The 22,069-nt window shown below is 44.9% G+C and carries 18 protein-coding genes and 2 pseudogenes; 15 read left to right on the top strand and 5 right to left on the bottom strand.

Annotated elements, in window-relative coordinates; genetic code table 11:
• The first annotated feature begins 147 nt into the window (after nt 1-147).
• Nucleotides 148-1,251 carry an alpha/beta hydrolase gene (locus P4S59_RS19445; protein ID WP_182032895.1) on the top strand — a complete coding sequence of 368 codons (1,104 nt, stop codon included), beginning with the start codon at nt 148-150 and terminating at the stop codon, nt 1,249-1,251.
• A gap of 116 nt (nt 1,252-1,367) precedes the next feature.
• On the opposite strand, the gene P4S59_RS19450 is transcribed toward P4S59_RS19445, so the two are convergent.
• Nucleotides 1,368-2,504 carry a multidrug effflux MFS transporter gene (locus P4S59_RS19450; protein WP_337168893.1) on the bottom strand — a complete coding sequence of 379 codons (1,137 nt, stop codon included), beginning with the start codon at nt 2,502-2,504 and terminating at the stop codon, nt 1,368-1,370.
• A 99-nt stretch (nt 2,505-2,603) separates the two neighbouring features.
• Between P4S59_RS19450 and P4S59_RS19455 the strand changes: the two genes are divergently transcribed.
• Nucleotides 2,604-3,377 carry an AraC family transcriptional regulator gene (locus P4S59_RS19455; protein ID WP_074190524.1) on the top strand — a complete coding sequence of 258 codons (774 nt, stop codon included), beginning with the start codon at nt 2,604-2,606 and terminating at the stop codon, nt 3,375-3,377.
• A gap of 93 nt (nt 3,378-3,470) precedes the next feature.
• On the opposite strand, the pseudogene P4S59_RS19460 reads toward P4S59_RS19455, so the two are convergent.
• Nucleotides 3,471-4,378: pseudogene (locus P4S59_RS19460) on the bottom strand (LysR family transcriptional regulator).
• Between the two features lie 135 nt (nt 4,379-4,513).
• On the opposite strand from P4S59_RS19460, the gene P4S59_RS19465 reads away from it, so the two are divergent.
• The 9 genes and pseudogenes from P4S59_RS19465 to mnhG all read left to right on the top strand — a co-directional run bounded on the left by P4S59_RS19465 (nt 4,514) and on the right by mnhG (nt 12,585).
• Nucleotides 4,514-5,233, top strand: coding sequence for an SDR family oxidoreductase (locus tag P4S59_RS19465; protein WP_046875926.1), 720 nt, complete (start codon nt 4,514-4,516; stop codon nt 5,231-5,233).
• Between the two features lie 396 nt (nt 5,234-5,629).
• Nucleotides 5,630-6,565 (top strand): universal stress protein, encoded by a 936-nt coding sequence (locus P4S59_RS19470; protein ID WP_046875927.1) that lies wholly within the window; start codon nt 5,630-5,632, stop codon nt 6,563-6,565.
• Between the two features lie 110 nt (nt 6,566-6,675).
• Nucleotides 6,676-6,867, top strand: a complete 192-nt coding sequence (locus P4S59_RS19475) for a hypothetical protein (RefSeq protein ID WP_005392611.1) — start codon at nt 6,676-6,678, stop codon at nt 6,865-6,867.
• 166 nt (nt 6,868-7,033) lie between these two features.
• Nucleotides 7,034-9,703 (top strand): hydrogen gas-evolving membrane-bound hydrogenase subunit E, encoded by a 2,670-nt coding sequence (gene mbhE / locus P4S59_RS19480; protein ID WP_337168894.1) that lies wholly within the window; start codon nt 7,034-7,036, stop codon nt 9,701-9,703.
• Complete coding sequence (locus P4S59_RS19485) at nt 9,703-10,056, top strand: Na+/H+ antiporter subunit C (protein ID WP_109169825.1); 354 nt, start codon at nt 9,703-9,705, stop codon at nt 10,054-10,056. The genes mbhE and P4S59_RS19485 overlap by 1 nt, the downstream gene beginning before the upstream one ends.
• On the top strand, nt 10,053-11,549 hold the full coding sequence (locus P4S59_RS19490) for a Na+/H+ antiporter subunit D (protein WP_337168895.1): 1,497 nt from the start codon (nt 10,053-10,055) through the stop codon (nt 11,547-11,549). Before P4S59_RS19485 ends, P4S59_RS19490 begins: the two co-directional genes overlap by 4 nt.
• Nucleotides 11,546-12,021, top strand: a pseudogene (locus P4S59_RS19495) (Na+/H+ antiporter subunit E). Before P4S59_RS19490 ends, P4S59_RS19495 begins: the two are co-directional and overlap by 4 nt.
• A complete protein-coding gene (locus P4S59_RS19500) occupies nt 12,014-12,292 on the top strand; it encodes a cation:proton antiporter (protein WP_005392606.1) in 279 nt (92 codons plus the stop codon). Before P4S59_RS19495 ends, P4S59_RS19500 begins: the two are co-directional and overlap by 8 nt.
• A complete protein-coding gene (gene mnhG, locus P4S59_RS19505) occupies nt 12,292-12,585 on the top strand; it encodes a monovalent cation/H(+) antiporter subunit G (protein ID WP_005392605.1) in 294 nt (97 codons plus the stop codon). Before P4S59_RS19500 ends, mnhG begins: the two co-directional genes overlap by 1 nt.
• Before the next feature lie 26 nt (nt 12,586-12,611).
• Here the strand turns inward: mnhG and P4S59_RS19510 are convergent, their stop codons facing one another.
• From P4S59_RS19510 to P4S59_RS19520, 3 genes are all read right to left on the bottom strand, one after another.
• Nucleotides 12,612-14,618, bottom strand: a complete 2,007-nt coding sequence (locus tag P4S59_RS19510; RefSeq protein ID WP_337168896.1) for an acetoacetate--CoA ligase — start codon at nt 14,616-14,618, stop codon at nt 12,612-12,614.
• Nucleotides 14,619-14,707: 89 nt separating this feature from the next.
• Nucleotides 14,708-15,634: an electron transfer flavoprotein subunit alpha/FixB family protein gene (locus P4S59_RS19515; RefSeq protein WP_317397218.1), complete on the bottom strand. Its 927-nt coding sequence runs from the start codon at nt 15,632-15,634 to the stop codon at nt 14,708-14,710.
• Complete coding sequence (locus tag P4S59_RS19520; RefSeq protein ID WP_005386149.1) at nt 15,631-16,383, bottom strand: electron transfer flavoprotein subunit beta/FixA family protein; 753 nt, start codon at nt 16,381-16,383, stop codon at nt 15,631-15,633. Before P4S59_RS19520 ends, P4S59_RS19515 begins: the two co-directional genes overlap by 4 nt.
• Before the next feature lie 156 nt (nt 16,384-16,539).
• Here P4S59_RS19520 and P4S59_RS19525 point away from each other — a divergent pair, with 156 nt between their 5' ends.
• The 4 genes from P4S59_RS19525 to P4S59_RS19540 all read left to right on the top strand — a co-directional run bounded on the left by P4S59_RS19525 (nt 16,540) and on the right by P4S59_RS19540 (nt 22,064).
• Entirely contained in the window at nt 16,540-18,177 is a 1,638-nt protein-coding gene (locus tag P4S59_RS19525; protein ID WP_337168897.1) for an electron transfer flavoprotein-ubiquinone oxidoreductase, read from the top strand.
• A gap of 241 nt (nt 18,178-18,418) precedes the next feature.
• The gene (locus P4S59_RS19530; RefSeq protein ID WP_337168898.1) at nt 18,419-19,219 is read left to right on the top strand and encodes an ABC transporter ATP-binding protein; all 801 of its coding nucleotides are present in this window, start codon (nt 18,419-18,421) and stop codon (nt 19,217-19,219) included.
• Nucleotides 19,219-21,171, top strand: coding sequence for a long-chain fatty acid--CoA ligase (locus P4S59_RS19535; RefSeq protein ID WP_301949941.1), 1,953 nt, complete (start codon nt 19,219-19,221; stop codon nt 21,169-21,171). Before P4S59_RS19530 ends, P4S59_RS19535 begins: the two co-directional genes overlap by 1 nt.
• Complete coding sequence (locus tag P4S59_RS19540) at nt 21,171-22,064, top strand: branched-chain amino acid ABC transporter permease (protein WP_006741061.1); 894 nt, start codon at nt 21,171-21,173, stop codon at nt 22,062-22,064. The genes P4S59_RS19535 and P4S59_RS19540 overlap by 1 nt, the downstream gene beginning before the upstream one ends.
• The last annotated feature ends 5 nt before the right edge of the window (nt 22,065-22,069 follow it).

Genomic DNA, 22,069 nt, shown 5'->3' on the forward strand with positions numbered 1-22,069 from the left:
TCTTCGGAAGATTAGGCAAGCAATGCGTAGTATCTGGTTAACGAAAAAATACGAAAGTTGCAACAATGTACGTGTCAGTAAAGTAGGAGCGATAAAGCCTCCGCGTACTGTACTCATCGTGTGTTACGTTAATTAGGAGTGTCTACCATGAAAAGCCAGAACGACAATCAAGCAAGTTACCAAGATGAACCTGATGAAGGTCGTCGCAATATGATGAAAATGACGGGTGCCAGCGTGGTTGCTATGGGAGTTGGAGCGCTCTCAACGAGTTCTGTTCAAGCTGAGACGCAAATAAATCTTGGTGACACCTGGGATAAAACATTTACGAAAAGTAACCAAGTTCAACATCGCAAAGTGAGTTTTAAAAACCGTTATGGCATCACGTTGGCAGCGGATCTTTATCAACCTAAAAACAAAAGTGGCAAGCTTGCGGCTATCGTCATTAGTGGTCCATTTGGCGCTGTGAAAGAGCAGTCTTCAGGGTTATATGCTCAAACATTAGCCGAGCGAGGCTTCATTACTTTAGCGTTTGATCCATCGTATACCGGAGAGAGTGGTGGTGAACCAAGAAACGTTGCATCACCTGATATCAATACAGAGGACTTTAGCGCAGCTGTGGACTTTATTGGCCTACAGAAAGACGTTGATCGTCAGAAAATTGGTGTGATAGGCATATGTGGTTGGGGCGGCATGGCGTTAAACGCAGTTGCTGCAGATAAACGCGTCAAAGCAGTCGCAACCAGTACGATGTATGATATGACCCGTGTAATGTCTAAAGGCTATAACGACAGTACGACGTTTGAACAGCGCACGCAAACGTTAGAGCAGCTAAGCCTGCAACGATGGGAAGATGCCGAAAATGGAACACCTACTTACGGGCCAGTATCGCTTGAGTTAGTTGGAGGTGAGCCCCAATTTGTTGTTGAGTATGCAGCCTATTACAAGTCTCCTGAACGAGGCTTTCATCCACGAGCGATTAACTCAAATGCAGCATGGACACTCACAACGCCGCTGTCGTTTATGAATATGCCAATTCTGACCTACATTGAAGAGATATCTCCACGCCCAGTGTTGTTCATTCATGGCGAAAAGGCGCACTCTCGCTATTTTAGTGAAACGGCTTATGAAGCGGCGGCAGAGCCTAAAGAATTGATGATCATTCCAAATGCGAATCATACGGATCTCTACGATCAACTGGATGTGATCCCATTTGATAAATTAGAGAGCTTCTTTAAGGTTAATTTAGTTTAGATCGCACTCTAGAAGACAACTGAGGAGTGGTTACTATTGTGCTCCTCAGTTCCTATTGATTGAAAAATTCTCTAGATTCTCGGTGAACCATTACGGAGAGTCTTTCATTATTATTGTCACAAGTCGGTATGAACTTGTTTTGTAGAAAACGCCAATAAAATCGCTAAACAGCTACATGTTAATAGGATGACACTTAAGTTTTGTGCTGTTCCAGCCATCGCTAATCCCGTCCCGATCATGATGTAGTACATGAGCCCAAATAAAGCGCCTGCGCTACCTACCTGTTGTTTATAATCAACGAGTGCGTCACTGAGTATATTGGGTATCGCAATCCCATACGACATGACGACTAACATCATTGGAGCAACAAACCAGATTGATTGGCTCAGAATCAACACACCGACTGATCCCAAACTAAGCAATACTGCGGAGAGCCAAAGTAGTTGGTTTTTTCGTACATTTTTAGACACTAGGGATTTGTTTAAATAACTCCCAAGCAGAGTGCCTAACCCCAGTACTATGCCACTGTATCCAAATTGTTCGGAGCTATACCCAAGTGCTGAGAAAGTAAATGCGCCAAGCTGGTAATAAGAAAATAGAGCAATGTTATACAAAGCAACCAGTAATCCTGAGCGCCAAATTCGCGCGTCTCTTACCATTTTCCAGCTAAGTTGACGCAACCGTACTGGTGTCTGTTCTTTCTGTGTTTCAGGAAGCTTAATAACGTTATAAGCGAGCAATACTAACGCGATTAAGAATAAAGCGAAAAATACATAACGATATCCACCAAGCCCTGTAAGCTGTCCGCCTAATAGCATGCCTACTACCGGGCTGATTGATATACCCATCCCCATTAAGCTGAAGACTTTACTCAGTTCTTGACCGTCAAACGCGTCACGAAGCATGGTCTGTGTGACAACGGAACCTACCGCGATACCAAATGCGCTCAGGGCTCGCGCAGCCATGACAACAGCAAAACTCTCGGTTTGAGTTGCGAGTAAAGACGCACAACTATAGATAAAGAGCCCAATAAGCATGGTAGGCTTTCTTCCCAGTTTATCTGCGAGCACTCCCCAAACTACAACGCCAATGGCAAACGCTAGGAAGTAAATCGACAGTGTTTGTGCTGCTTGTGCGTGGTTTACATCAAATGATAGAGCGATTGAGCTCAACGCTGGGCTATAGATGGTTTCTACAATTTGCGGAAACATCAACATAACCAGCATGAGCCATAAAGAGGGCTTAGTATTCATATTGTTACCCATTGTTAATGAAGTTGGCGGGCAGTATAAATGAGGCTATGATTGAGCCAATAACAACATAAAAACCAAATACATCAATATTCGGACAAAATGGCACTTATTGACGAAGAAACACAGTTTGACGCAGACAAAATTTCTAATTGTGTAGTGGGAATTGCTGCGGATATTGGCAAGCACGACTCGGGTATGCATCAGCACAAGAAAGGGCAATTGTTGTACGCACCTCAAGGTTGTATGAGTTTTGCTCTGGAAGACTCGATTTGTATTTTGCCACCGACAAAGGCGGTTTGGATCCCACCTAATACGCCGCATCGCGCACTAATGACGAATGTGGTGGCGTATCGATCTTTGTATTTTGATTGTGAGGAGTTTGCCTGTCCGAGTAAGATCACGATGATAGAAGTGAATAATTTACTCCAAGCTCTTATTGATAAAATGTCATTTTGGGAGTGGGATAAGCCTAGCAGCGAGATGGTAAATACGACGGCGCTTTTTTGGGAGGAGTTTTATGCTGCGAAACGTTATTCGTTTCAGTTGCCTTTGCCATCGCATCGGCGCTTAACAACGTTTCGTCGAGAGTTGGTTGAACCTTCATTTCTCGCTCCTTCGCTTACTACTCTTGCAAGCAAAGTTGGGGCAAGCACCAAGACGGTAACACGATTATTTAAGTCGGAAACGGGTATGAATTATCAAGATTGGCGTCAACAGTGGAGGCTCTTAAAAGCAGTTGAATTGTTATCTACGGGAATGCAAGTCAGCGCCGTTGCTGATTGGCTGGAGTTTTCGTCAGACAGTGCTTTTATTGCATTTTTCAAAAAGCAAACTGGGCAAACACCGCTAATGTTTATGAAAACTAGACCTTAAAACATCACGATGCTTACGTATTTCTTTAGTACAAATTTGGGCTTTATAGATTCCGTATATATTGGATCACATAGGGAAATGCTATCGAGCACGTTACTTGTGTTTACTCGGCAGCTGACGAAAATATTGAGTAGCAAAGTCAATAAAGGCTCGGATGCGTTTTGGTTGATGTCGGTCGTGATGGTAAAGGAGTGAAAACTCCACACTCGGAATGCTCCAGTCGGTAAACACTTCTTTTAGCTTGCCTGTCTGGAGTTCTTGTTGGCAATAAAGTGCTGGTACACGGATGATACCATTTCCCGCCAACGCTGCTTTTATCATTACTCTGCCACTCTTACATCGTAACTGTCCACGTATCTGGTGTTCCGTTGACTGCTTTGTATTTGTGTTCTCGAATGCCCAGCGTGTCACACTACCTGTCAAACAAATGTGTTTTTCTAAGTCTTTTGGATGCGAAGGATAGCCATGTGTTTCTAAATAACTTGGGCTTGCGTACGTCCCCATTTCCACATCAATCAGTTTGCGAGCGATAAAGTTGGAGTCGTCTAACTTTCCCATTCGAAAAGCGATGTCGAATTCATCCGCGATTAAATCGACACGATGGCTGCTAAAATCTAAGTTAATGTTCACTTGTGGGTGTTGGATTAGAAACTGAGCAACGATATCTGCGACAACGTCTTCCCCTAAATACCCCCCACGCAGTTGATACGAATTTCGCCTCTTAATTCTTCTACATCATCAACCACTGCCATAACAGCTTGATCAATATTATGAAGGGCGGTTTCACACTGTTTATACAGAACCTTGCCTGCTTCGGTGAGCTTCAGTGTTCGAGTGGTTCTTTGTAGCAAAGTGGCACCAATCTGTTGTTCCAGATTTGTTATTTGACGTGAAACGTGTGAGCGAGAAACGCCAAGTTGCTCTGCTGCTTTCGTGAAGTTTCCTAGTTGAGCGATTAGGACGAAAGAGCGGATATCCGCAAGGTTGATGTGTGTTTGCATGATGACTTCTGCGTAATTCAAAAAAGTATTGTTGCAGTATAACAACAGTGTTTCAACTAGGTCGGTATATATCAACAAACAAAGTTTTCTTAAACTTATTGCCATTGAGGTAAACCGTTCTATTAAGGATTCAAAATGAAAAAGTTAATTGTTATTACAGGCGCTAGTTCAGGCATTGGTGAAGCGATTGCACGTCATTTCAGCGAACAGGGCCATGCTCTTCTTTTGTTAGCAAGACGTGTAGAACGTTTAGAAGCATTAAACTTACCAAATACGCTTTGTGAAAAGGTAGATGTGACCGATAAAGCTTCTTTTGAAGCGGCAATTGAGAAAGCAGAAGCGTTGTATGGTCCGGTAGATGCACTTGTAAATAACGCAGGCGTTATGCTTCTAGGCCAGATAGATACTCAGGACGCATCGGAGTGGAAGCGCATGTTTGATGTGAACGTACTTGGCTTGCTAAATGGCATGCAGTCCGTTTTAGCACCGATGAAAGCGCGTAACAGTGGTACGATCATTAATATCAGCTCTATTGCGGGCAAGAAAACATTTCCTGATCATGCCGCTTACTGTGGTACCAAATTTGCGGTTCATGCGATTTCTGAAAACGTACGTGAAGAAGTCGCATCATCGAATGTTCGTGTTACGACTATTGCACCTGGCGCAGTGGAAACTGAATTACTTTCACATACTACGTCTCAAGATATTAAAGATGGCTATGATGCTTGGAAAGAGGATATGGGGGGCGTGTTGGCAGCCGACGATATTGCACGAGCAGTGCTGTTTGCTTATCAGCAACCGCAAGGTGTATGTGTTCGCGAAATTGCTTTGGCACCAACAAAACAGCAACCTTAACATTAATTTACAGCGACTTCTGGATCATTAGGGCTGTGAATATTTGCACACCGATTCGTGATTGATATGGCATCTTTCAACTAAGTCGTATGAAAATTTAGGTTACCCATTTAAGTTCGTAGCCTAAGTGTGTTATTGCTTATACCCAAGTTACTCAAGGTGAGAAAAAACTTTGAGTAATTTGGGTTTTTATTTGGTCTCAATTTTTAGTATGTAGCTCTATTGGGGTCAGCGGGCCACAGTCGTAAAGAAAAGGAGAAGGTGACGTAAAGCAAAATGAAGCAATATCCATAGCTTAATGAGAATTGATTTCATCAACGTCACAAGCCGTTACAATTATCCGTTAGGTATTATACTTTGTGGGTGGTTAATATTTAACCAAACAAGGAGGTGTGTATGAAACGATTCGCGAACATACTTTTTGCAACACAAGGATTGCCTGGTCATAGTGAGGCGCTCGAACAAGCGATGAGGATCGCATCCAGCAACAAAGTGCCTGTTTCAGGGCTAATTGCGTGCCCCGACTTCCCCGCGGATATGCTCCAGTATCAGCAAAGTTATGAGCAATCACTACAAGACTCCCTCAAACAAAGCATTCAGGAATACAGACAGAAGCTCGATCTTTCTGAAGATGATCTGGCATTTCCTCTTACTGTGAAAAGCAGTGAAAAACCCGCTGTCTGTATCATTAAAGAAGCATTAGCTGACAACAAAGATCTTATCATCAAAGAAGCTGAACCACTCGGTGAAGGCGCTGAAGGCTTCAAAGCCATTGATATGACACTGTTACGCAAATGTCCTTGTCCATTATGGTTACACCGACCGATTGATAAGCCGAGAGACAAACGCCGTGTGGCTGTTGCGATAGATCCGTTAACGGCGAGCGATGAACAGCACTCATTAGCGGTGCGTTTGCTTGAATTATCTCGTTCAATAGCCGACACCTGTGACAGTCGTTTACATGTGATTTCTTGCTGGGAATATTACTTAGAGAACTACCTACATGACAATGCTTGGATTCAAGTCGACGATGCTGAGTTGAAACATGAACTCGACAAAGCAAAAGCCGATCATAAACAAGCTCTACAACAACTGCTGGAAGAGTCGGGGATTACGGGTGAAATTGTGATTCATCATTTACACGGAAAGCCTGATGAAAAAATCCCGGATTACGTAGAAAGCATAGAAGTGGACGTTCTAGTCATGGGTACCTTAGCGAGAACTGGGATATCTGGCTACGTCATTGGTAATACGGCTGAAAACATTTTGCAATCTATAAACTGTAGTTTGGTCGCTCTTAAGCCCGATGGTTTTGTATCGCCGATTCAGTAATTGGTGTGTAACAAACCTGGGTTTAAGTGGTTGTTTTAGGTAAAGGAGGGAGACGGAGTTCTAGAACATGGAATTATCAGTGTATCAATAAGTTATCAGAGGAGAGTGACATGAAAAACCTATGCCCGAAATGCCACACAGAAATGATAGAACGTTCGAACGTTTATGTTTGTCCGAGAAATGATATCGGTGACTGCACCTACGATGCGTTCGAGTTAACTGATGACGATAATCCATACACATTCAGTCGAGAACACGTAAGTAGTGATCTACGTTCTTACACCGTAGCGGACAGTAAGTAGCTGTTTGTATTAACGTTCCTTTAAGTAGCATTCAGTGATTGCTGATTGCTACTTATCCCTTGGTTTTATGATCTTTTTTGAAATGCTTGGGCTAAAACAATCAAGTGGAGCTTTTTATCTTTGCGCCAAATAGGGCGAACTTTCTTATAAAAATGAATGGGCTGCGATGTTGAATAGCATAACGGGTAAAGAAAACCTGCCGAAAAATCCCGATAATCAGTTGGTCTTACTGATTTTCCCTGTGCTGCCAATTTTAATCTTCTCTTTTCTTTTTTACATCTACACACCCGCAGGCGTAAGCTGGAATGCGGAATGGATACCTGGCCTCGATATTAACTTCAGCTTTAGGTTAGATGGTCTGTCATTCCTTTTTGCTGGGCTGATCAGCGGGATTGGCGCACTGATCCAAATATACGCTTTGGCTTACTTACGAGAGAGTGATAGCCGATTTTCCTTTCATTTATACCTAACCCTATTCATGCTTGCCATGCTAGGGATTGTGATGAGCGATAACATCCTATTGTTGTTCGTTTTCTGGGAACTCACCACCATCACTTCTTACTTACTGATTGGTTTTAATCACGAAAACAAAACGTCACGAAAAAATGCACTGCAGTCGTTGATCGTTACAGGTGCTGGTGGATTAGCGTTGTTAGCTGGCCTTATCTTGTTGGGAGCGATGGCAGGGAGTTATGAGTTACATACGATCATCGCTCAGGCGGACACGATTGCGCAGCACGAATGGTTTATGCCATCTCTAGTGCTCATACTACTTGGTGCATTTACTAAATCTGCGCAGTTCCCGTTTCATTTTTGGCTACCTAACGCGATGGCAGCGCCCACTCCAGTCAGTGCGTATTTACACTCGGCAACAATGGTAAAGGCGGGCATTTACTTGTTAGCGCGTTTATCGCCAGTTTATGCTCAGAGCGAGGTTTGGTTTTATGCATTAGTGATCACAGGGAGTATCACCGCCGTTTGGTGCACGTTTGTCGCATTAAAACAAACTGACTTGAAGCTGATGCTAGCCTACAGCACGAATGTTGCTTTGGGTAAATTAACATTATTACTAGGTATGGGCACAGATTTGGCCGTTAGTGCAGTATTGATGTTTATCCTTGCCCATTCTTTCTACAAAGCTGCACTGTTTATGGTGGTGGGGAATATCGATAAAGCGACAGGAACGCGAGATATTGATCAACTGTACGGCTTGAAGTCAGTGCTCGTCATCAGCATGGTTGCGGGGAGTCTGGCAGCATTGTCGAAAGCTGGGTTTCCGCCGTTGTTAGGCTTTTTGAGCAAAGAGTACATGTACAAAGCCGCCGTAGAGCTCAATAACTGGATCGCCTTTGTACTTTTAATGGTCAATATATTGATGGTTGCGCTAACCATTATGCTTATTGCGAGACCATTCTTTGCTCGCCGTGATCTCGTGCCAATTGAAACGAAGCCAGTTGAGACAAAAAAAGCCATGTGGATCTCGCCTTTGCTCTTGGCACTTGGCAGTCTCATCGTTCCATTAGTCGGTTTAAATTGGTTAGATCACCACATCATCTTTCCTGGCTCTGCTGACATTCTGCCTGCAGCCGATATTAAAGCGACATCATTATGGCATGGTGTGAATGTACCGCTGGTCCTAAGCGTTATCACGCTAGTATTTGGGTATGTGGTGTACCGTGTTTATCCTACTGTGTCTGCATTTTTTCAGCGGTTACATCTATTCGTCCCCAAAGCGGAGAATGTTTTTGAACGACTATTAGATGGTATGATGACACTGGCGAAGTGGCAAACGGCGCTGTTGCAGCAAAAGAAGTTGAGTCGTTATGTTTTGCTATTTTTCACGGTACTCGCCGTCGCTTTGCTTGGTCAGGTAGCATTTATTCCTCTGCCTTTGTTTGAACAGCTTTCAAACGTGGCTTTCTATGAGATTGGCATTGCCTTATTGCTGATTGGTGCAGCGATCGTATGTACGTTGTCTCACTCAAGGCTTCTTGCGATTTCTGCGCTAGGTATGATTGGTTTTATGACCACGCTTGTTTTTATGATCTACAGTGCTCCGGACGTCGCGAAGACTTTACTGTTAGTGGAAACATTAATGGTGGTCTTTTTAGCATTGTTAATGCGTCATATGCCGCGTTTAACCACCGTACCCAAGCATTCAATAAAACGCAAAGTGGCGAATGTTTGTATAGCGGGCGTGATAGGTGTTTCGATTACTTTCCTCTTGTTAGGAATCACGTCCCAGCCGATGGATTCATCGGTGTCGGAATTCTTTGCGGAAAATAGTGTCCCAGGCGGGCATGGGCGCAATATTGTCAACGTCATTCTCGTCGACTTTCGTGCGTTTGATACATTGGGAGAGGTTGTCGTCGTTGTCATTGCTGGGATTGCAGCAGTGAGCTTGCTTAAGACAAGAGCGAAAAAGCAAAACCGTATTCAATCATTAATTTTTGCAACCACGGCACATATCGTCGCGGCGCTCATGCTCGTGTTCTCTGTGTATCTGTTATTACGTGGTCATAACGAACCGGGTGGTGGCTTCATTGGTGCATTGATTGCTGTTATTGGCTTATCGCTTCTCATGTTCGCGGAATCACCGAAATACGTTCGTTCTAGATTGTATTTCAAGCCGTTTTTCATTGCGTTATCTGGCATCGCATTGAGCTTAATATCTGGTGCTTTAAGCTTTGCGTTTGATAAACCGTTTTTAACCGGGTTGTGGTGGAAAGATGTTATACCACTAGGTACGCCGTTGGTTTTTGATGTTGGTGTTTATCTTGCCGTTATAGGTGGCGTGATGGGGATGCTGCTTCGTATTAATGAGGAGCTAGAGTGATGGAAATAGTCTGGAGTGTTGTCGTTGGAGTATTTGTCGCTGCAGGCATTTACTTAATGCTAGAAAAACATATCTTGCGTCTTTTGTTCGGTATCATGTTACTCAGCAGTGCGGTTAACCTTGCTATTTTTACAGCGGGAAGGCTGACTCCTGGAGAGCCGCCACTGATTGGCGATAATGCTCTTTTGCCACCAGATGGCGCAGCAAACCCATTACCTCAAGCGCTAATTTTAACTGCGATAGTCATCGGTTTTGGGCTACTTATTTTTGCTTTAATGTTGTTCTATCGAGCTTATAAAGATTCTGGAACCGCAGACGTCGATGAAATGCAACGTTCTGAGGAGGGTCAATGAGTTCGATTTTGCTGACGTTACCTGTTGTTCTTTCATTGAGTACGGCGCTGACCATTTTCTTTGTACGTCGCTCAACAAAAAGTGCTGAGTGGTTAAGTGGCGCGAGTGCGATTTTGAACCTTGTCGTCGCAGGCCTTCTCACAGAAAACATCATAAGTAATGGTATTCAAGCCGTTGCTTTTGGCCAGTGGCAAGCACCGTTTGGTATCGTTTTTGTCGCAGATTACTTCAGCGTTGCCATGGTGATGATTACGGCAGTGATTGGTACGATATGTGTTTTCTATGCCATGGCGGACCTTCACCGAAAACCTTCCTATAGCAATTACCATGCGTTGACGCACGTGTTGCTTGCTGGTGTTTATGGCGCGTTCCTCACCGGAGATATTTTTAATCTGTATGTTTGGTTCGAGGTCATGCTCATCGCGTCATTTGGTTTAATGGTATTAGATGCAACGAAAACTCAAATTGATGGGGCAGTGAAGTATGTGATGTTGAACCTGATTTCGACGCTAGTGTTCTTACTTGCCATCGGTTTGTTGTATGGCGCAACTGGCACCTTGAACTTGGCCGATCTCTATACCAAAGCGGGAGAGAGCGAACTGAGCATCAACATGATGTTGTCCGCCTTGTTTTTGTTTGCCTTTTCTATCAAAGCGGCACTATTTCCTTTATTTGCTTGGTTGCCAGCTTCTTATCACACCTTACCAAGTGGTGTGGTTGCGCTGTTTGCTGCGTTGCTTACTAAAGTCGGCGTATACGCGTTAATACGAGTCTTCACATTAGTATTTCCGCTCGCCGAGAGTGGTTGGCAGCCGACGTTGATTTGGATTGCTGGCCTCACCATGTCAACGGGCGTTTTGGGGGCGGCAAGTCAATTCGACATTAAGAAAATTCTTTCTTTTCACATCATTAGCCAAATAGGTTACATGATAATGGGATTAGCGATTTACACTCCTTTAGCTTTGGCTGGCGCTATTTTCTACATTGTTCATCACATCATTGTAAAAGCGAATTTGTTCTTAATCGGTGGCTTTATTGAGCGCAAATATGGCTCTAGTCAACTTGAACATTTGGGCGGGGTATATAAAGCAATGCCTTGGTTAGCGTTCTTGTTTCTTGTCCCTGCGTTTTCTCTGGCAGGATTTCCGCCGCTCTCTGGTTTCTGGGGCAAATTTTTGGTGATCAAATCGAGTTTACAGGCTGAATATTACTGGTTAGCCGGTACCGCGCTGTTGGTGGGGCTGCTTACCGTCTACTCGATGACGAAAATTTGGAGTGAGGCATTCTGGAAAAAGCCGGTTAGGGAGAAAACAGAACAGACTCTGCAAGTCAAAGTACATTGGTTGTATTGCGTTCCAATTGCCGTATTGACCATGTTCACGTTGGTCATAGGCTTTGTGGCGGAGCCTTTTTATCAGTTTTCTGTTCAAGCCGCTGAACAACTGTTAAATCCGAATGATTACATTCGAGCGGTATTGGGAGGAAATCCATGATCTATCTATTCCTCAATCTTTTCTTAGCATTAGCATGGATGATGTTAAACGGCAGCTATTCGAGTTTGAATTTTATTGTCGGATTTACGGTCGGTTTTTTGCCTTACGGTTGAGCCAACCATTTGGATTAAAAACCAGCTACTTTCGACGTTTTGCGTCGGCATTAAAGTTACTGGTGTACTTCGCTTATGAAATGATCATATCGGTTGCAAGAGTCGTGTGGGATGTCGTGACGCCAACGCATTTGAGCCAGCCAGATATCGTCTACGTCCCTTTGGACGTCGATTCAGACCTTGAAATCACCTTACTTGCGAATATGGTTTCTTTAACACCAGGCACACTCAGTTTGGATGTTACGCCTGATAAAAAGCATCTTATCGTTCATGCCATGTTTGCACCTGAGCATGAAGAAGTTATTCGTGGAATTAAAAACGGATTAGAGCATCGAATTTTGGAGGTGACGCGTGGATAGTTGGCTGCAAATAAGTGTCACTTTTGCCTATGCAGGGCTATTACTCAGTTTTGTTATGGCTTTCTTCCGTTTAATTTTAGGACCAACGCTGGCTGACCGAGTTGTGGCGTTAGATTTGATTTCATTTATCACCATCGGTTTTATTACGGTTTACACCTTAGACAGTGGTGAGGATGCCTTGTTAGATATCGCCATTACATTAGGCTTGGTCGCATTTCTTGGCACAATCGCATTTGCGCGTTTGATCGTTAAAAGGAAGGAGAAAGAATAATGGATGTGTTGATTGGGCTGTTTTTATGTTTAGGGACGTTATTGATCCTAAGCGCTAGTTTAGGTGTGTTGCGGTTGCCAGATCTATATACCCGAATGCATGCCGCAACCAAAGCCGGTACCGTTGGAGTTAGTTGCTTACTACTAGCGGTTGCCTTCTCACTCCCTGAAGTTACTGTGATCTCTCGGGTTATCGGTACGATGTTGTTTATCGTTCTCACGGCACCAGTCGCCTCCCACCTGCTCGGAAGAGCAATGCGAGAGGTCGGCTACAAAATTTGGCGTAATGATTAAGTTTTTTCTTGTTTAACCAATTGTCACTATTGATTCAGCTGGCTAATTTCTTCCAGAACTTCTGGGTTAGCAATAGCACCAATATTTTTTACAGCTTGCCCGTTCACCAGTTGTTTCACGGCTAGTTCAACCAGTTTTCCTGATCGCGTTTTAGGAATATCACTGATAGCAAAAATTTGGCGTGGCACATGGCGTGGTGAACATTTTGATTTTAGTGTTTGGCGAATTGAATCGGTGAGTTGTTGGGTTAACTCGACCTCGTGAGCGAGTTTTACTAGTAACCAGATTTCTTCAGACTGCTGGTTTAACTTGCCGACGGCGATGGAGTCCTCGACCTCGGGTAACGCGTTCACTTGCTGGTAGATCTCAGCGGTGCCGATTCGTACGCCGCCTGGATTCAATGTCGCATCGCTACGGCCATAAAAAATAAAGCCGCCATGTTCGGTTTGCATCACATCGTCGCCGTGGTGCCAGATATCGGTAAACTTGCTCCAATAAGCGTTGTGATAGCGTTCGCCGTTGTCGTGCCAAAACCCAATAGGGAAGTTAGGTAGTGAGTTATTGCAAGTCAGTTCGCCGCGTTGCTGTGTAATGGTTTTTCCCTCGTCGTCCAAAACACGCACGTCGATTCCCAGCCCTGCGCCTTGGCATTCACCTTTGTAAACTGGTGAGATAGGGTTTCCAAGTACAAAGCACCCGCAAATATCCGTGCCGCCAGCGATAGAAGCGAGATGCAAGTCCTGCTTGATGTGCTGATAGACATAATTAAATTGTTCTGGGTAAAGCACCGAACCAGTCGAACACAGGGTTGTGAGTGATTTCAGGTCATGTTCTGACTTGGGAGAATAGCTCGCATGTTCCAGTGCTTCTAAGTATTTCGCTGACGTACCAAACAGTGACACGCTATGTTCTTCCGCTAATCGCCATAAGACGGAGTGATCAGGGTAAACCGGACTACCATCGTAAATCACTAAGGTAGCACCACTCGCAAGTGCTGAAACATGCCAGTTCCACATCATCCAGCCACATGTTGTGTAGTAGAAAACCTTGTCTTGTGGTTTGATATCGCAATGTAGTTGATGTTCTTTGAGGTGATTGAGCAAGGTACCGCCCACGGAATGGACAATACACTTAGGTTGCCCCGTTGTGCCAGAAGAATACAAAATGAATAACGGGTCATTAAACAGTGTTGATTGATATTGAACTGGTTTTGGAGAAAAGTGGTGAGTAATATCGGACCAAGAAACAAACTCAAAAGTGCTAGCACTCTCGCCGTTTTGTAAATATTCGATTTGGCATATGCTAATGGTAGCCTCTTCGGATGTACTGCTTAACTTGCTACTAAGAGTGGTGTTTTTGTCCGTTATATCGAAAGCTTTGCCTCCGAACTGGTAGCCATCACAGCAAAAAAGAACTTTCGGTTTAACCTGACCAAAACGCTCTACGACGCTATCGATACCAAAATCAGGAGAGGTTGAAGTCCAAATAGCGCCAAGGCTTGTAGTAGCCAACATGGCTATAACGGTTTCTGGAAGGTAGGGCAAATAACCCGCAACGACATCGCCTTTGCCAACACCACAAGTGATTAGCCATTGCTGAACGACAGACACTTGTTCGAGCAACTGTGTACCAGTGAGCTGCTTGTGTTCACCGCGTTCATTAGTAAAAACGATAAACTCACGCTCAGGTGTTTGTTCGGCCTGAGAGAGGAGGTTCTCTGCGTAGTTCAGTGTGGCGTCAGCAAACCATACGGTGTCCCTATTTACATGGCTCTGAGTAAAATCTGTCTGTGTCCACTTGGGAGCACCAAGGCTTTTGACTTGCGAGCCAATATTTCCAATGACGTTACAGAAATGCCAGGTATGTCGCCAAAATTCGTCATTGTGGTCAATGGACCACTGGTGTAAAGACGTGTAATTATTGATTGAGATATCTTTAGTTTGGTGCGCATTAACCGTCTCGATAAATCGTAGCAAGTTGCTATTGCTGATGCGCTCAGCAGATGGTGACCAAATAGGTGCAGAATTTGGCATAGGTCCCTCCTAACTTCAATCCGTTTGAATATGGCTAAAAACAAAATAAAAGGGCGAACATCGTAATGCTCGCCCCTCGTTTCGATTGCTTAAAGTTGCTCGGCAAGCTGAGGTAATACCTCAAACAAATCACCAACCAATCCATAGTCGGCAACTTCGAAGATAGGAGATTCAGGATCTTTGTTGATCGCGACAATCACTTTGGACTCTTTCATTCCTGCAAGGTGTTGGATTGCACCGGAGATCCCGACCGCAATATAAAGCTTAGGCGCAACGATTTTTCCGGTTTGACCCACTTGTAAATCGTTGGCAACAAACCCTGCATCAACCGCCGCGCGAGAAGCGCCAATGGCAGCACCTAGTTTATCGGCAACTTGTTCGATCAACGCGAAGTTCTCTTTGCTACCGACCCCGCGTCCACCTGACACAACCACCTCTGCCGCGCTTAATTCAGGACGCTCTGACACGGTTTTATCGACAGAAACCAATTCAACCATTGGCTCTGAGATAGTGACCTGCTGATGCTTGCTATCAGCTTGATTGTGACAAGTAACCGGCTCAAACGCAGACGCGCGCACTGTGACAACGCGAACCTTGTCGCTGGTGGTCACTTTTGCAAATGCGTTTCCTGCGTAAATAGGGCGGATAAAAGTGTTTTCATCGATAACTTGGACAATATCGGAGATTTGCCCAACGCCGAACTTCGCTGCTATTCGCGGTGCAAGATCCTTCCCTTTTGATGATGAGCTAGCCCAGATTGCGTCAAAGCCTTCAGCAATACTCACTACAATAGGTGCGATACTCTCGGCAAATTGATGCTTAAGTTGCTCATCATCGACACAAATTACATTTGATATACCATCAACCCGACTGGCTTGCTGAGCGACTTCTTCACACTGGTGGCCCACTACGATCAAAACATTGTCTTGGCTGACTTGTTTTGCTGCATTAACCACTTTGAGTGTGTCTGCATGTAATTGGTTATTGTCATGTTCCGCTATGATTAAGTTCTTCATGAAATCACCTTCGCTTCGTTACGCAGCTTATCGAGAAGCTCTGAGACAGATTCAACCTTGATGCCACCTTTTCTCTGCGCTGGTGGTGTGACTTCTTGAATGGTTTGGCTAAATACCACTTCAACACCCAGACTGTCAGGTGTGATTGTATCTAACGGCTTGCGCTTAGCTTTCATAATATTAGGCAAAGAGGCAAAACGCGGTTCATTCAGGCGTAAGTCAGTACTGATCACAGCAGGTAAGTTCATCGCGACCGTCATCAAGCCGCCATCCACTTCTCTCACGACCTGAACTTTTTGATCTTCTATCTTCACGTCTGAAGCGAAAGTTGCTTGAGGCCAGTCAAGTAGGGCGGCCAGCATCTGGGCCACTTGGTTGTTGTCCGTATCAATGGATTGTTTACCCGTAATCACAAGCTGTGCTTGTTCTTGCTCGACCAGAGCTTTGAGCAGCTTAGCGACGACTAATGGCTCTATTTTGTCTTCAGTATCGACATGAATAGCGCGATCGGCACCTAACGCAAGCGCAGTACGTAGTTGCTCCTGACATTGGCTTCCGCCAGCACTGACAACGATGACTTCATCTGCAATACCTTGCTCTTTTAGTCGTACGGCTTCTTCAACGGCTATTTCGCAAAATGGATTAATCGTCATCTTGACGTTATTGGTTTCGACATCGCTATGGTCCGCTTTCACACGAACTTTAACGTAGGGATCAATGACCCTTTTGATTGGCACTAGTATTTTCACGTTAGATTCCTTTTTACAGTGAAGACTATGTGTTGACAGTGAAGACGATGTGATGACGTCTTTAAAATGATGTTAATTTACCTTTACGTTTGCGTCAACTTTAAATATATTGTTGCTTAACAAGTTGGCAACATGCAAAGAAAAAGGAATGCAATCATGGAAAGAGACTGCATGGAATTTGATGTTCTGATTGTAGGCGCTGGTCCCGCAGGTTTGTCTGCGGCATGCCGAATCAAACAATTAGCAGCAGAAAAAGAACAAGACCTCTCTGTTTGCGTGGTAGAAAAAGGCTCTGAAGTTGGAGCGCATATTTTATCGGGTGCAGTGTTTGAAACGCGAAGTTTGGATGAACTGTTTCCTGATTGGCAGGAAAAAGGCGCACCGCTCAATACCAAAGTAAACCAAGATAAAACCTACTATCTAGGCAATGAAATCAATGGTCATGAACTGCCTTCTTGGGCTGTGCCTAATACGTTACATAACGACAGTAATTACATTATCAGCTTGGGCAATCTATGCCGATGGATGGCGTTGCAGGCCGAGAACTTAGGGGTGGAGATCTACCCAGGTTTTACTGCCAGCCAAGCGATCATCGATGAAGACAACCGCGTTTGTGGCGTGATCACGGGCGATATGGGGTTAGACAAAAATGGTGAACAAAAAGGAAATTACGAACCTGGTATTGAACTGCGAGCGAAGTTTACTTTATTTGCTGAAGGCGCACGGGGGCATATTGGTAAGCAATTGATTAACCGATTTAATCTTGCTGAAGAGAAAACGCCTCAGCATTATGCTATCGGTTTTAAAGAGCTGTGGGAAATACCACCAGAGCAGCATCAGCAAGGCTTAGTAGTGCACGGATTAGGTTGGCCGTTATCAAACGAAGCTGCAGGTGGCAGTTACCTCTACCATTTAGAGGGAAACCAAGTTGCCGTCGGGTTGATTGTTGACTTGAACTATAAGAATCCGCACTTGAGTCCATTCGATGAATTTCAGCGTTTTAAACATCACCCGTTGATTGAGCAATACCTCAAAAATGGTAAACGCATTAGTTATGGCGCAAGAGCGATCACCAAGGGCGGTTTCCATTCGCTTCCCACGCAACAGTTTGCTGGTGGCTTGTTGATTGGCTGTGATGCAGGAACGCTTAACGGCGCTAAAGTCAAAGGCACGCACACCGCAATGAAATCTGGCATGCTTGCCGCCGAAGCAGTATGTGAAGCCCTTGAGAGTCAGTCAGTTACTGCTGATTATCAAAAGCATTTCAAACAGTCTTGGCTGTATGAAGAGCTTTATCAAGCACGTAACTTCTCAAGTGGCATTCACCGCTTTGGATCGTGGCTGGGCGGTGCTTTAGCGCTGCTGGAACATAACGTATTAAAAGGTAAAGCTAAGTGGCATATCCGCTGTGACAAGCCCGATCACCAGTCTCTGTTATTGGCGGAAAACAGCAATGAAATTGTCTATCCGAAGCCTGATGGCGTGTTAAGTTTCGATCGCCTCTCTTCTGTTTATCTATCCAATATCTTCCATGAGGAAGATCAACCATGCCACTTACGACTGGCGAACCAACGGATTCCTATTGAGCAGAACCTTGAATTATATGCAGAGCCAGCACAGCGCTATTGTCCGGCTGGCGTGTATGAAATCGTACAGGGGGAGGAGCAGCCAGAGCTGCAAATAAATGCGGCGAACTGTATCCACTGTAAGACCTGCGACATCAAAGATCCAAGTCAAAATATTACCTGGACACCGCCGGAAGGTGGTGGTGGCCCTAACTATCCGAATATGTAGTCGTCTGAGAATAATTTTTATTAACAATTTATTTACTTAAAGTTTGCGTTAGTTCAAATCTTTCTCGATGAACTCGATTGCAACTTAATCTTTCAAGCACTATTCTGATTTTAAATTGACGTTTACGTAAACTGAATACAAAGTTGATGCATAGGTGTAAAAGCGGTTACCAGTATCAAAGTTAGGTTTGATCAAATAGTGCTCAATGGAACGCACTTAAATAACGAAAGGGAGATCAACTATGGTATCGGAATCGCCTCTGTTGCAGGTAAACGATATTTCATTGGCTTTTGGTGGGGTGAAAGCTTTAACTGACGTGAGCTTCCATGTGAATGAAAAGGAAATCTTTTCAATCATTGGTCCAAACGGTGCAGGTAAAACCTCAATGCTCAATTGCATCTCTGGTCGATACACACCAAACAAAGGCTCTGTAATCTTCGCTGGAGATGATGTAACCAAACGAACACCTAGCCAACGAGCTGAGTTAGGGTTGGGAAGAACCTTCCAAAACTTAGCGCTCTTTTCTCATATGTCAGTACTGGACAACATTATGGTTGGCCGACATCACCTACTAAAAAACAACTTCGTCACGGGGCCACTGTATTGGTTCTCTAACGCACAGAAAGAAGAGATGGCGCACCGCAAGTACGTGGAAGACGTGATCGATTTTCTAGAAATCCAGCACATTCGCAAAGCCACCGCTGGCACACTTTCTTACGGTTTACGTAAACGTGTAGAACTTGCTCGTGCCATTGCCTTAAAACCTAAGTTGTTGCTGCTTGATGAACCGATGGCAGGCATGAACTTGGAAGAAAAGGAAGACATGGCGCGTTACATCATGGATTTAAACGAAGAGTTAGACATCACCATCATCATGATCGAGCACGATATGGGCGTGGTGATGGATATCTCTAACCGCGTATTGGTGTTGGATTTTGGTAAACACATTGCTATGGGCGAGCCAGAAGGAGTGATGGCCAACCCGCATGTGAAACAAGCGTACTTAGGCGAAGAGCTACCGACATTAGAGGAGAGTGCATAATGGCACAGCAACATAATGATTGGGCAGATATAACCCGCTTAGATACCTTTCCAAAAGTATTGCAGCACAACGCCAAGCACTGGCCCGAGCAAGTCGCAATGCGTGAAAAGGAGTTTGGTATTTGGCGAGAGTTCACTTGGCAAGATTATGAAAACCGAGTGAAGTGGATGGCGCTCGCACTCAAAGACTTAGGTGTTGGTGAGCAAGACGTTGTTGGTTTGCTGGGTGATAACCGCCCGGAATGGGTATGGGGCGAGTTGGCTGCCCATGCGATTAAAGGCTTCTCGCTGGGCATCTATCAAGATTCCATGCACGAAGAAGTGGCGTACCTCATCAATTATGCCAAAGCAAAAGTCGTGGTTGCGGAAGATGAGGAGCAATGCGATAAGCTACTTGAGCTCGGTGATGAGATCCCAAGCGTAGAATTCATTATCTATTGTGACCCGCGTGGAATGCGCAAGTACGACGACCCACGACTGATTGATGTTGAGCAGGTCTATAAAAAAGGTCAACTGATCGACAAAGCGGATCCCGATAAATATCTCAATATGGTTGCGGCAACCAAAGGCAGCGATCTTTCGATTCTTTGTACCACGTCGGGTACGACTTCCAAACCAAAATTAGCTCAGCTACACAGCGGCACGTTCTTGGATCACTGTGCGGCTTATCTGCGTGCAGACCCGCGCTCCCCAGGCGACAACTACGTTTCTGTTCTGCCTTTGCCTTGGATTATGGAGCAGGTGTATGTGGTTGGTCAGGCGTTGATTTCTCGTCAAATCGTTAACTTCGTGGAAGAACAAGAAACCATGATGTCTGATTTGCGCGAAATTGGCCCGAACTTCGTCCTACTTGCACCGCGTGTATGGGAAAACATTGTGGCAGACGTGTCTGCGCGAATGATGGATTCCACACCGTTTAAGCAGAAGATGTACAAGCTGGGCATGAGCTTAGCCAACAAAGCGCTGGAGCAGGGTAAACGCTCTAAGTTGGCTGAATGGATTCTTCTGCGTGCTCTGCGTGACCGTTTAGGGTTTTCGAACCTGACATCTGCGGCAACCGGCGGTGCGGCGATGGGACCGGATACTTTCCGTTACTTGCAAGCGATCGGTGTACCACTCAAGCAGCTTTACGGTCAAACCGAAATGTGTGGTGCGTACACCGTCCACCAAGCCGATGACGTGGACTATGATTCGGTCGGCGTTGCGTTTGATAATGCAGAAGTGAAAGTCATCAACCCAGACAGCAATGGCGTGGGTGAGATCATCGCGAAAAGTACCGGCATGTTTACTGGCTACCTGAACAACCAGGAAGCGTATGACGAAGACGTACAAGATGGCTGGATGCATACTGGCGACGCGGGCTACTTTAAAGATTCTGGTCACTTAGTGGTGATTGACCGTCTGAAAGATATGTCTGAAACCAGCCACGGCGACCGTTACTCTCCGCAGTTTATTGAAAACAAACTCAAGTTCTCACCATTTATCGCAGAAGCGGTTGTGGTGGGTAAAGACAGACCTTGGCTATCGGCCATCATCTGTATTCGCTACGCGATTGTTGCGAAGTGGGCAGAGCAGCGAGGCTTAGCATTCACTAACTACACCAACTTATCTGCTCAACCAGAAGTGTATCAAGCTATTCGTGAAGAAGTGCTGAAAGTGAACGAATCCCTACCCGATGCACAGAAGATCAGCAAATTCATTCTACTTTACAAAGAGCTAGATGCCGACGATGGCGAGCTAACTCGCACACGTAAAGTACGCCGTGGTGTGGTTGCAGAGAAATACGGAGACATCATCGAAACCATCTACAGTGACGATCCAAAAGTCGATGTGGATACGGTGATCACTTATCAGGATGGCACCAAAACACGCATTCAAACGTCGCTAGTGATTGAAACGCTTATTGAACATGAGCCAACACTGGTGGATAGCGAACAACGGAGGATCGCATAGTGAATACGGATTTATTACTGCAACTCGTCATTAATGGCGTGATCGTTGGCATGTTGTATGGCGTGGTCGCCATGTGCTTTGTACTGATATACAAATCGACTCAGGTGGTCAACTTCGCTCAGGGTGAGTTCTTGTTGATTGGCGCATGGGTATGCTGGGCGGCGCTTGTTCATCTGCAACTGCCATTTTTTATCGGCTTTTTACTCACGCTCGCGTTCATGATGGTGTTCGGTATTGCGGTGCAAACCATTGTGCTCAGGCCGTTAATTGGTGAACCGATTATCTCTGTGATCATGGTGACCATCGGTCTGTCCATGTTCTTCCAAGCGCTGATGAAATGGATATTTGGTGTCTCGGCTGTGTCTTATCCGCAGGTGTTCGAAACAAACGTGGTGAATATCGGTGGTTTGAATGTTGAGTTTGCTTACATTCTAAGTTTGATCTTCTCAATGTTCATCATGGGCGCGTTCTACTGGTTCTTTAAATTCAGCAAAATGGGTTTGGCGATGCGCGCAACGGCATTTAACCAGCAAGTCGCCCAGAGTCTTGGCATTTCCATCAAGAAAGTGTTCGCCATCAGTTGGGCTATTTCGGCAATGGTATCCGCGACAGCAGGGATTGTTATCGGGATCGTAAACGGCGTATCTGACGCGCTATCCATCATCGGTATCAAAGTTTTCCCAGCCGTTATTTTAGGTGGCTTAGATTCTGTAGTCGGCGCAATTGTCGGTGGCATCACCATCGGGGTGCTAGAGAACTTAGCTGAGTTTTTTGATAGCCAATACCTGCAAGTGGGTAACCTGTACAACATCGCACCATTCTATGTGCTGTTAATCATTCTTGCCTTCAAGCCATACGGCCTGTTTGGTACCAAAGATATCGAGCGTATTTAAGGAGA

This window comes from Vibrio sp. M60_M70 (assembly GCF_037162085.1).
GTDB classification, from domain to species: Bacteria; Pseudomonadota; Gammaproteobacteria; order Enterobacterales; family Vibrionaceae; genus Vibrio; species Vibrio diabolicus.

What these genes read in the sequence shown, in the direction of transcription:
- P4S59_RS19445 (WP_182032895.1), top strand. Translation starts at nt 148, where the DNA reads ATGAAAAGCCAGAACGACAATCAAGCAAGTTACCAAGATGAACCTGAT.
- P4S59_RS19450 (WP_337168893.1), bottom strand. Translation starts at nt 2,504, where the DNA reads ATGAATACTAAGCCCTCTTTATGGCTCATGCTGGTTATGTTGATGTTT.
- P4S59_RS19455 (WP_074190524.1), top strand. Translation starts at nt 2,604, where the DNA reads ATGGCACTTATTGACGAAGAAACACAGTTTGACGCAGACAAAATTTCT.
- P4S59_RS19465 (WP_046875926.1), top strand. Translation starts at nt 4,514, where the DNA reads ATGAAAAAGTTAATTGTTATTACAGGCGCTAGTTCAGGCATTGGTGAA.
- P4S59_RS19470 (WP_046875927.1), top strand. Translation starts at nt 5,630, where the DNA reads ATGAAACGATTCGCGAACATACTTTTTGCAACACAAGGATTGCCTGGT.
- P4S59_RS19475 (WP_005392611.1), top strand. Translation starts at nt 6,676, where the DNA reads ATGAAAAACCTATGCCCGAAATGCCACACAGAAATGATAGAACGTTCG.
- mbhE (WP_337168894.1), top strand. Translation starts at nt 7,034, where the DNA reads ATGTTGAATAGCATAACGGGTAAAGAAAACCTGCCGAAAAATCCCGAT.
- P4S59_RS19485 (WP_109169825.1), top strand. Translation starts at nt 9,703, where the DNA reads ATGGAAATAGTCTGGAGTGTTGTCGTTGGAGTATTTGTCGCTGCAGGC.
- P4S59_RS19490 (WP_337168895.1), top strand. Translation starts at nt 10,053, where the DNA reads ATGAGTTCGATTTTGCTGACGTTACCTGTTGTTCTTTCATTGAGTACG.
- mnhG (WP_005392605.1), top strand. Translation starts at nt 12,292, where the DNA reads ATGGATGTGTTGATTGGGCTGTTTTTATGTTTAGGGACGTTATTGATC.
- P4S59_RS19510 (WP_337168896.1), bottom strand. Translation starts at nt 14,618, where the DNA reads ATGCCAAATTCTGCACCTATTTGGTCACCATCTGCTGAGCGCATCAGC.
- P4S59_RS19515 (WP_317397218.1), bottom strand. Translation starts at nt 15,634, where the DNA reads ATGAAGAACTTAATCATAGCGGAACATGACAATAACCAATTACATGCA.
- P4S59_RS19525 (WP_337168897.1), top strand. Translation starts at nt 16,540, where the DNA reads ATGGAAAGAGACTGCATGGAATTTGATGTTCTGATTGTAGGCGCTGGT.
- P4S59_RS19530 (WP_337168898.1), top strand. Translation starts at nt 18,419, where the DNA reads ATGGTATCGGAATCGCCTCTGTTGCAGGTAAACGATATTTCATTGGCT.
- P4S59_RS19535 (WP_301949941.1), top strand. Translation starts at nt 19,219, where the DNA reads ATGGCACAGCAACATAATGATTGGGCAGATATAACCCGCTTAGATACC.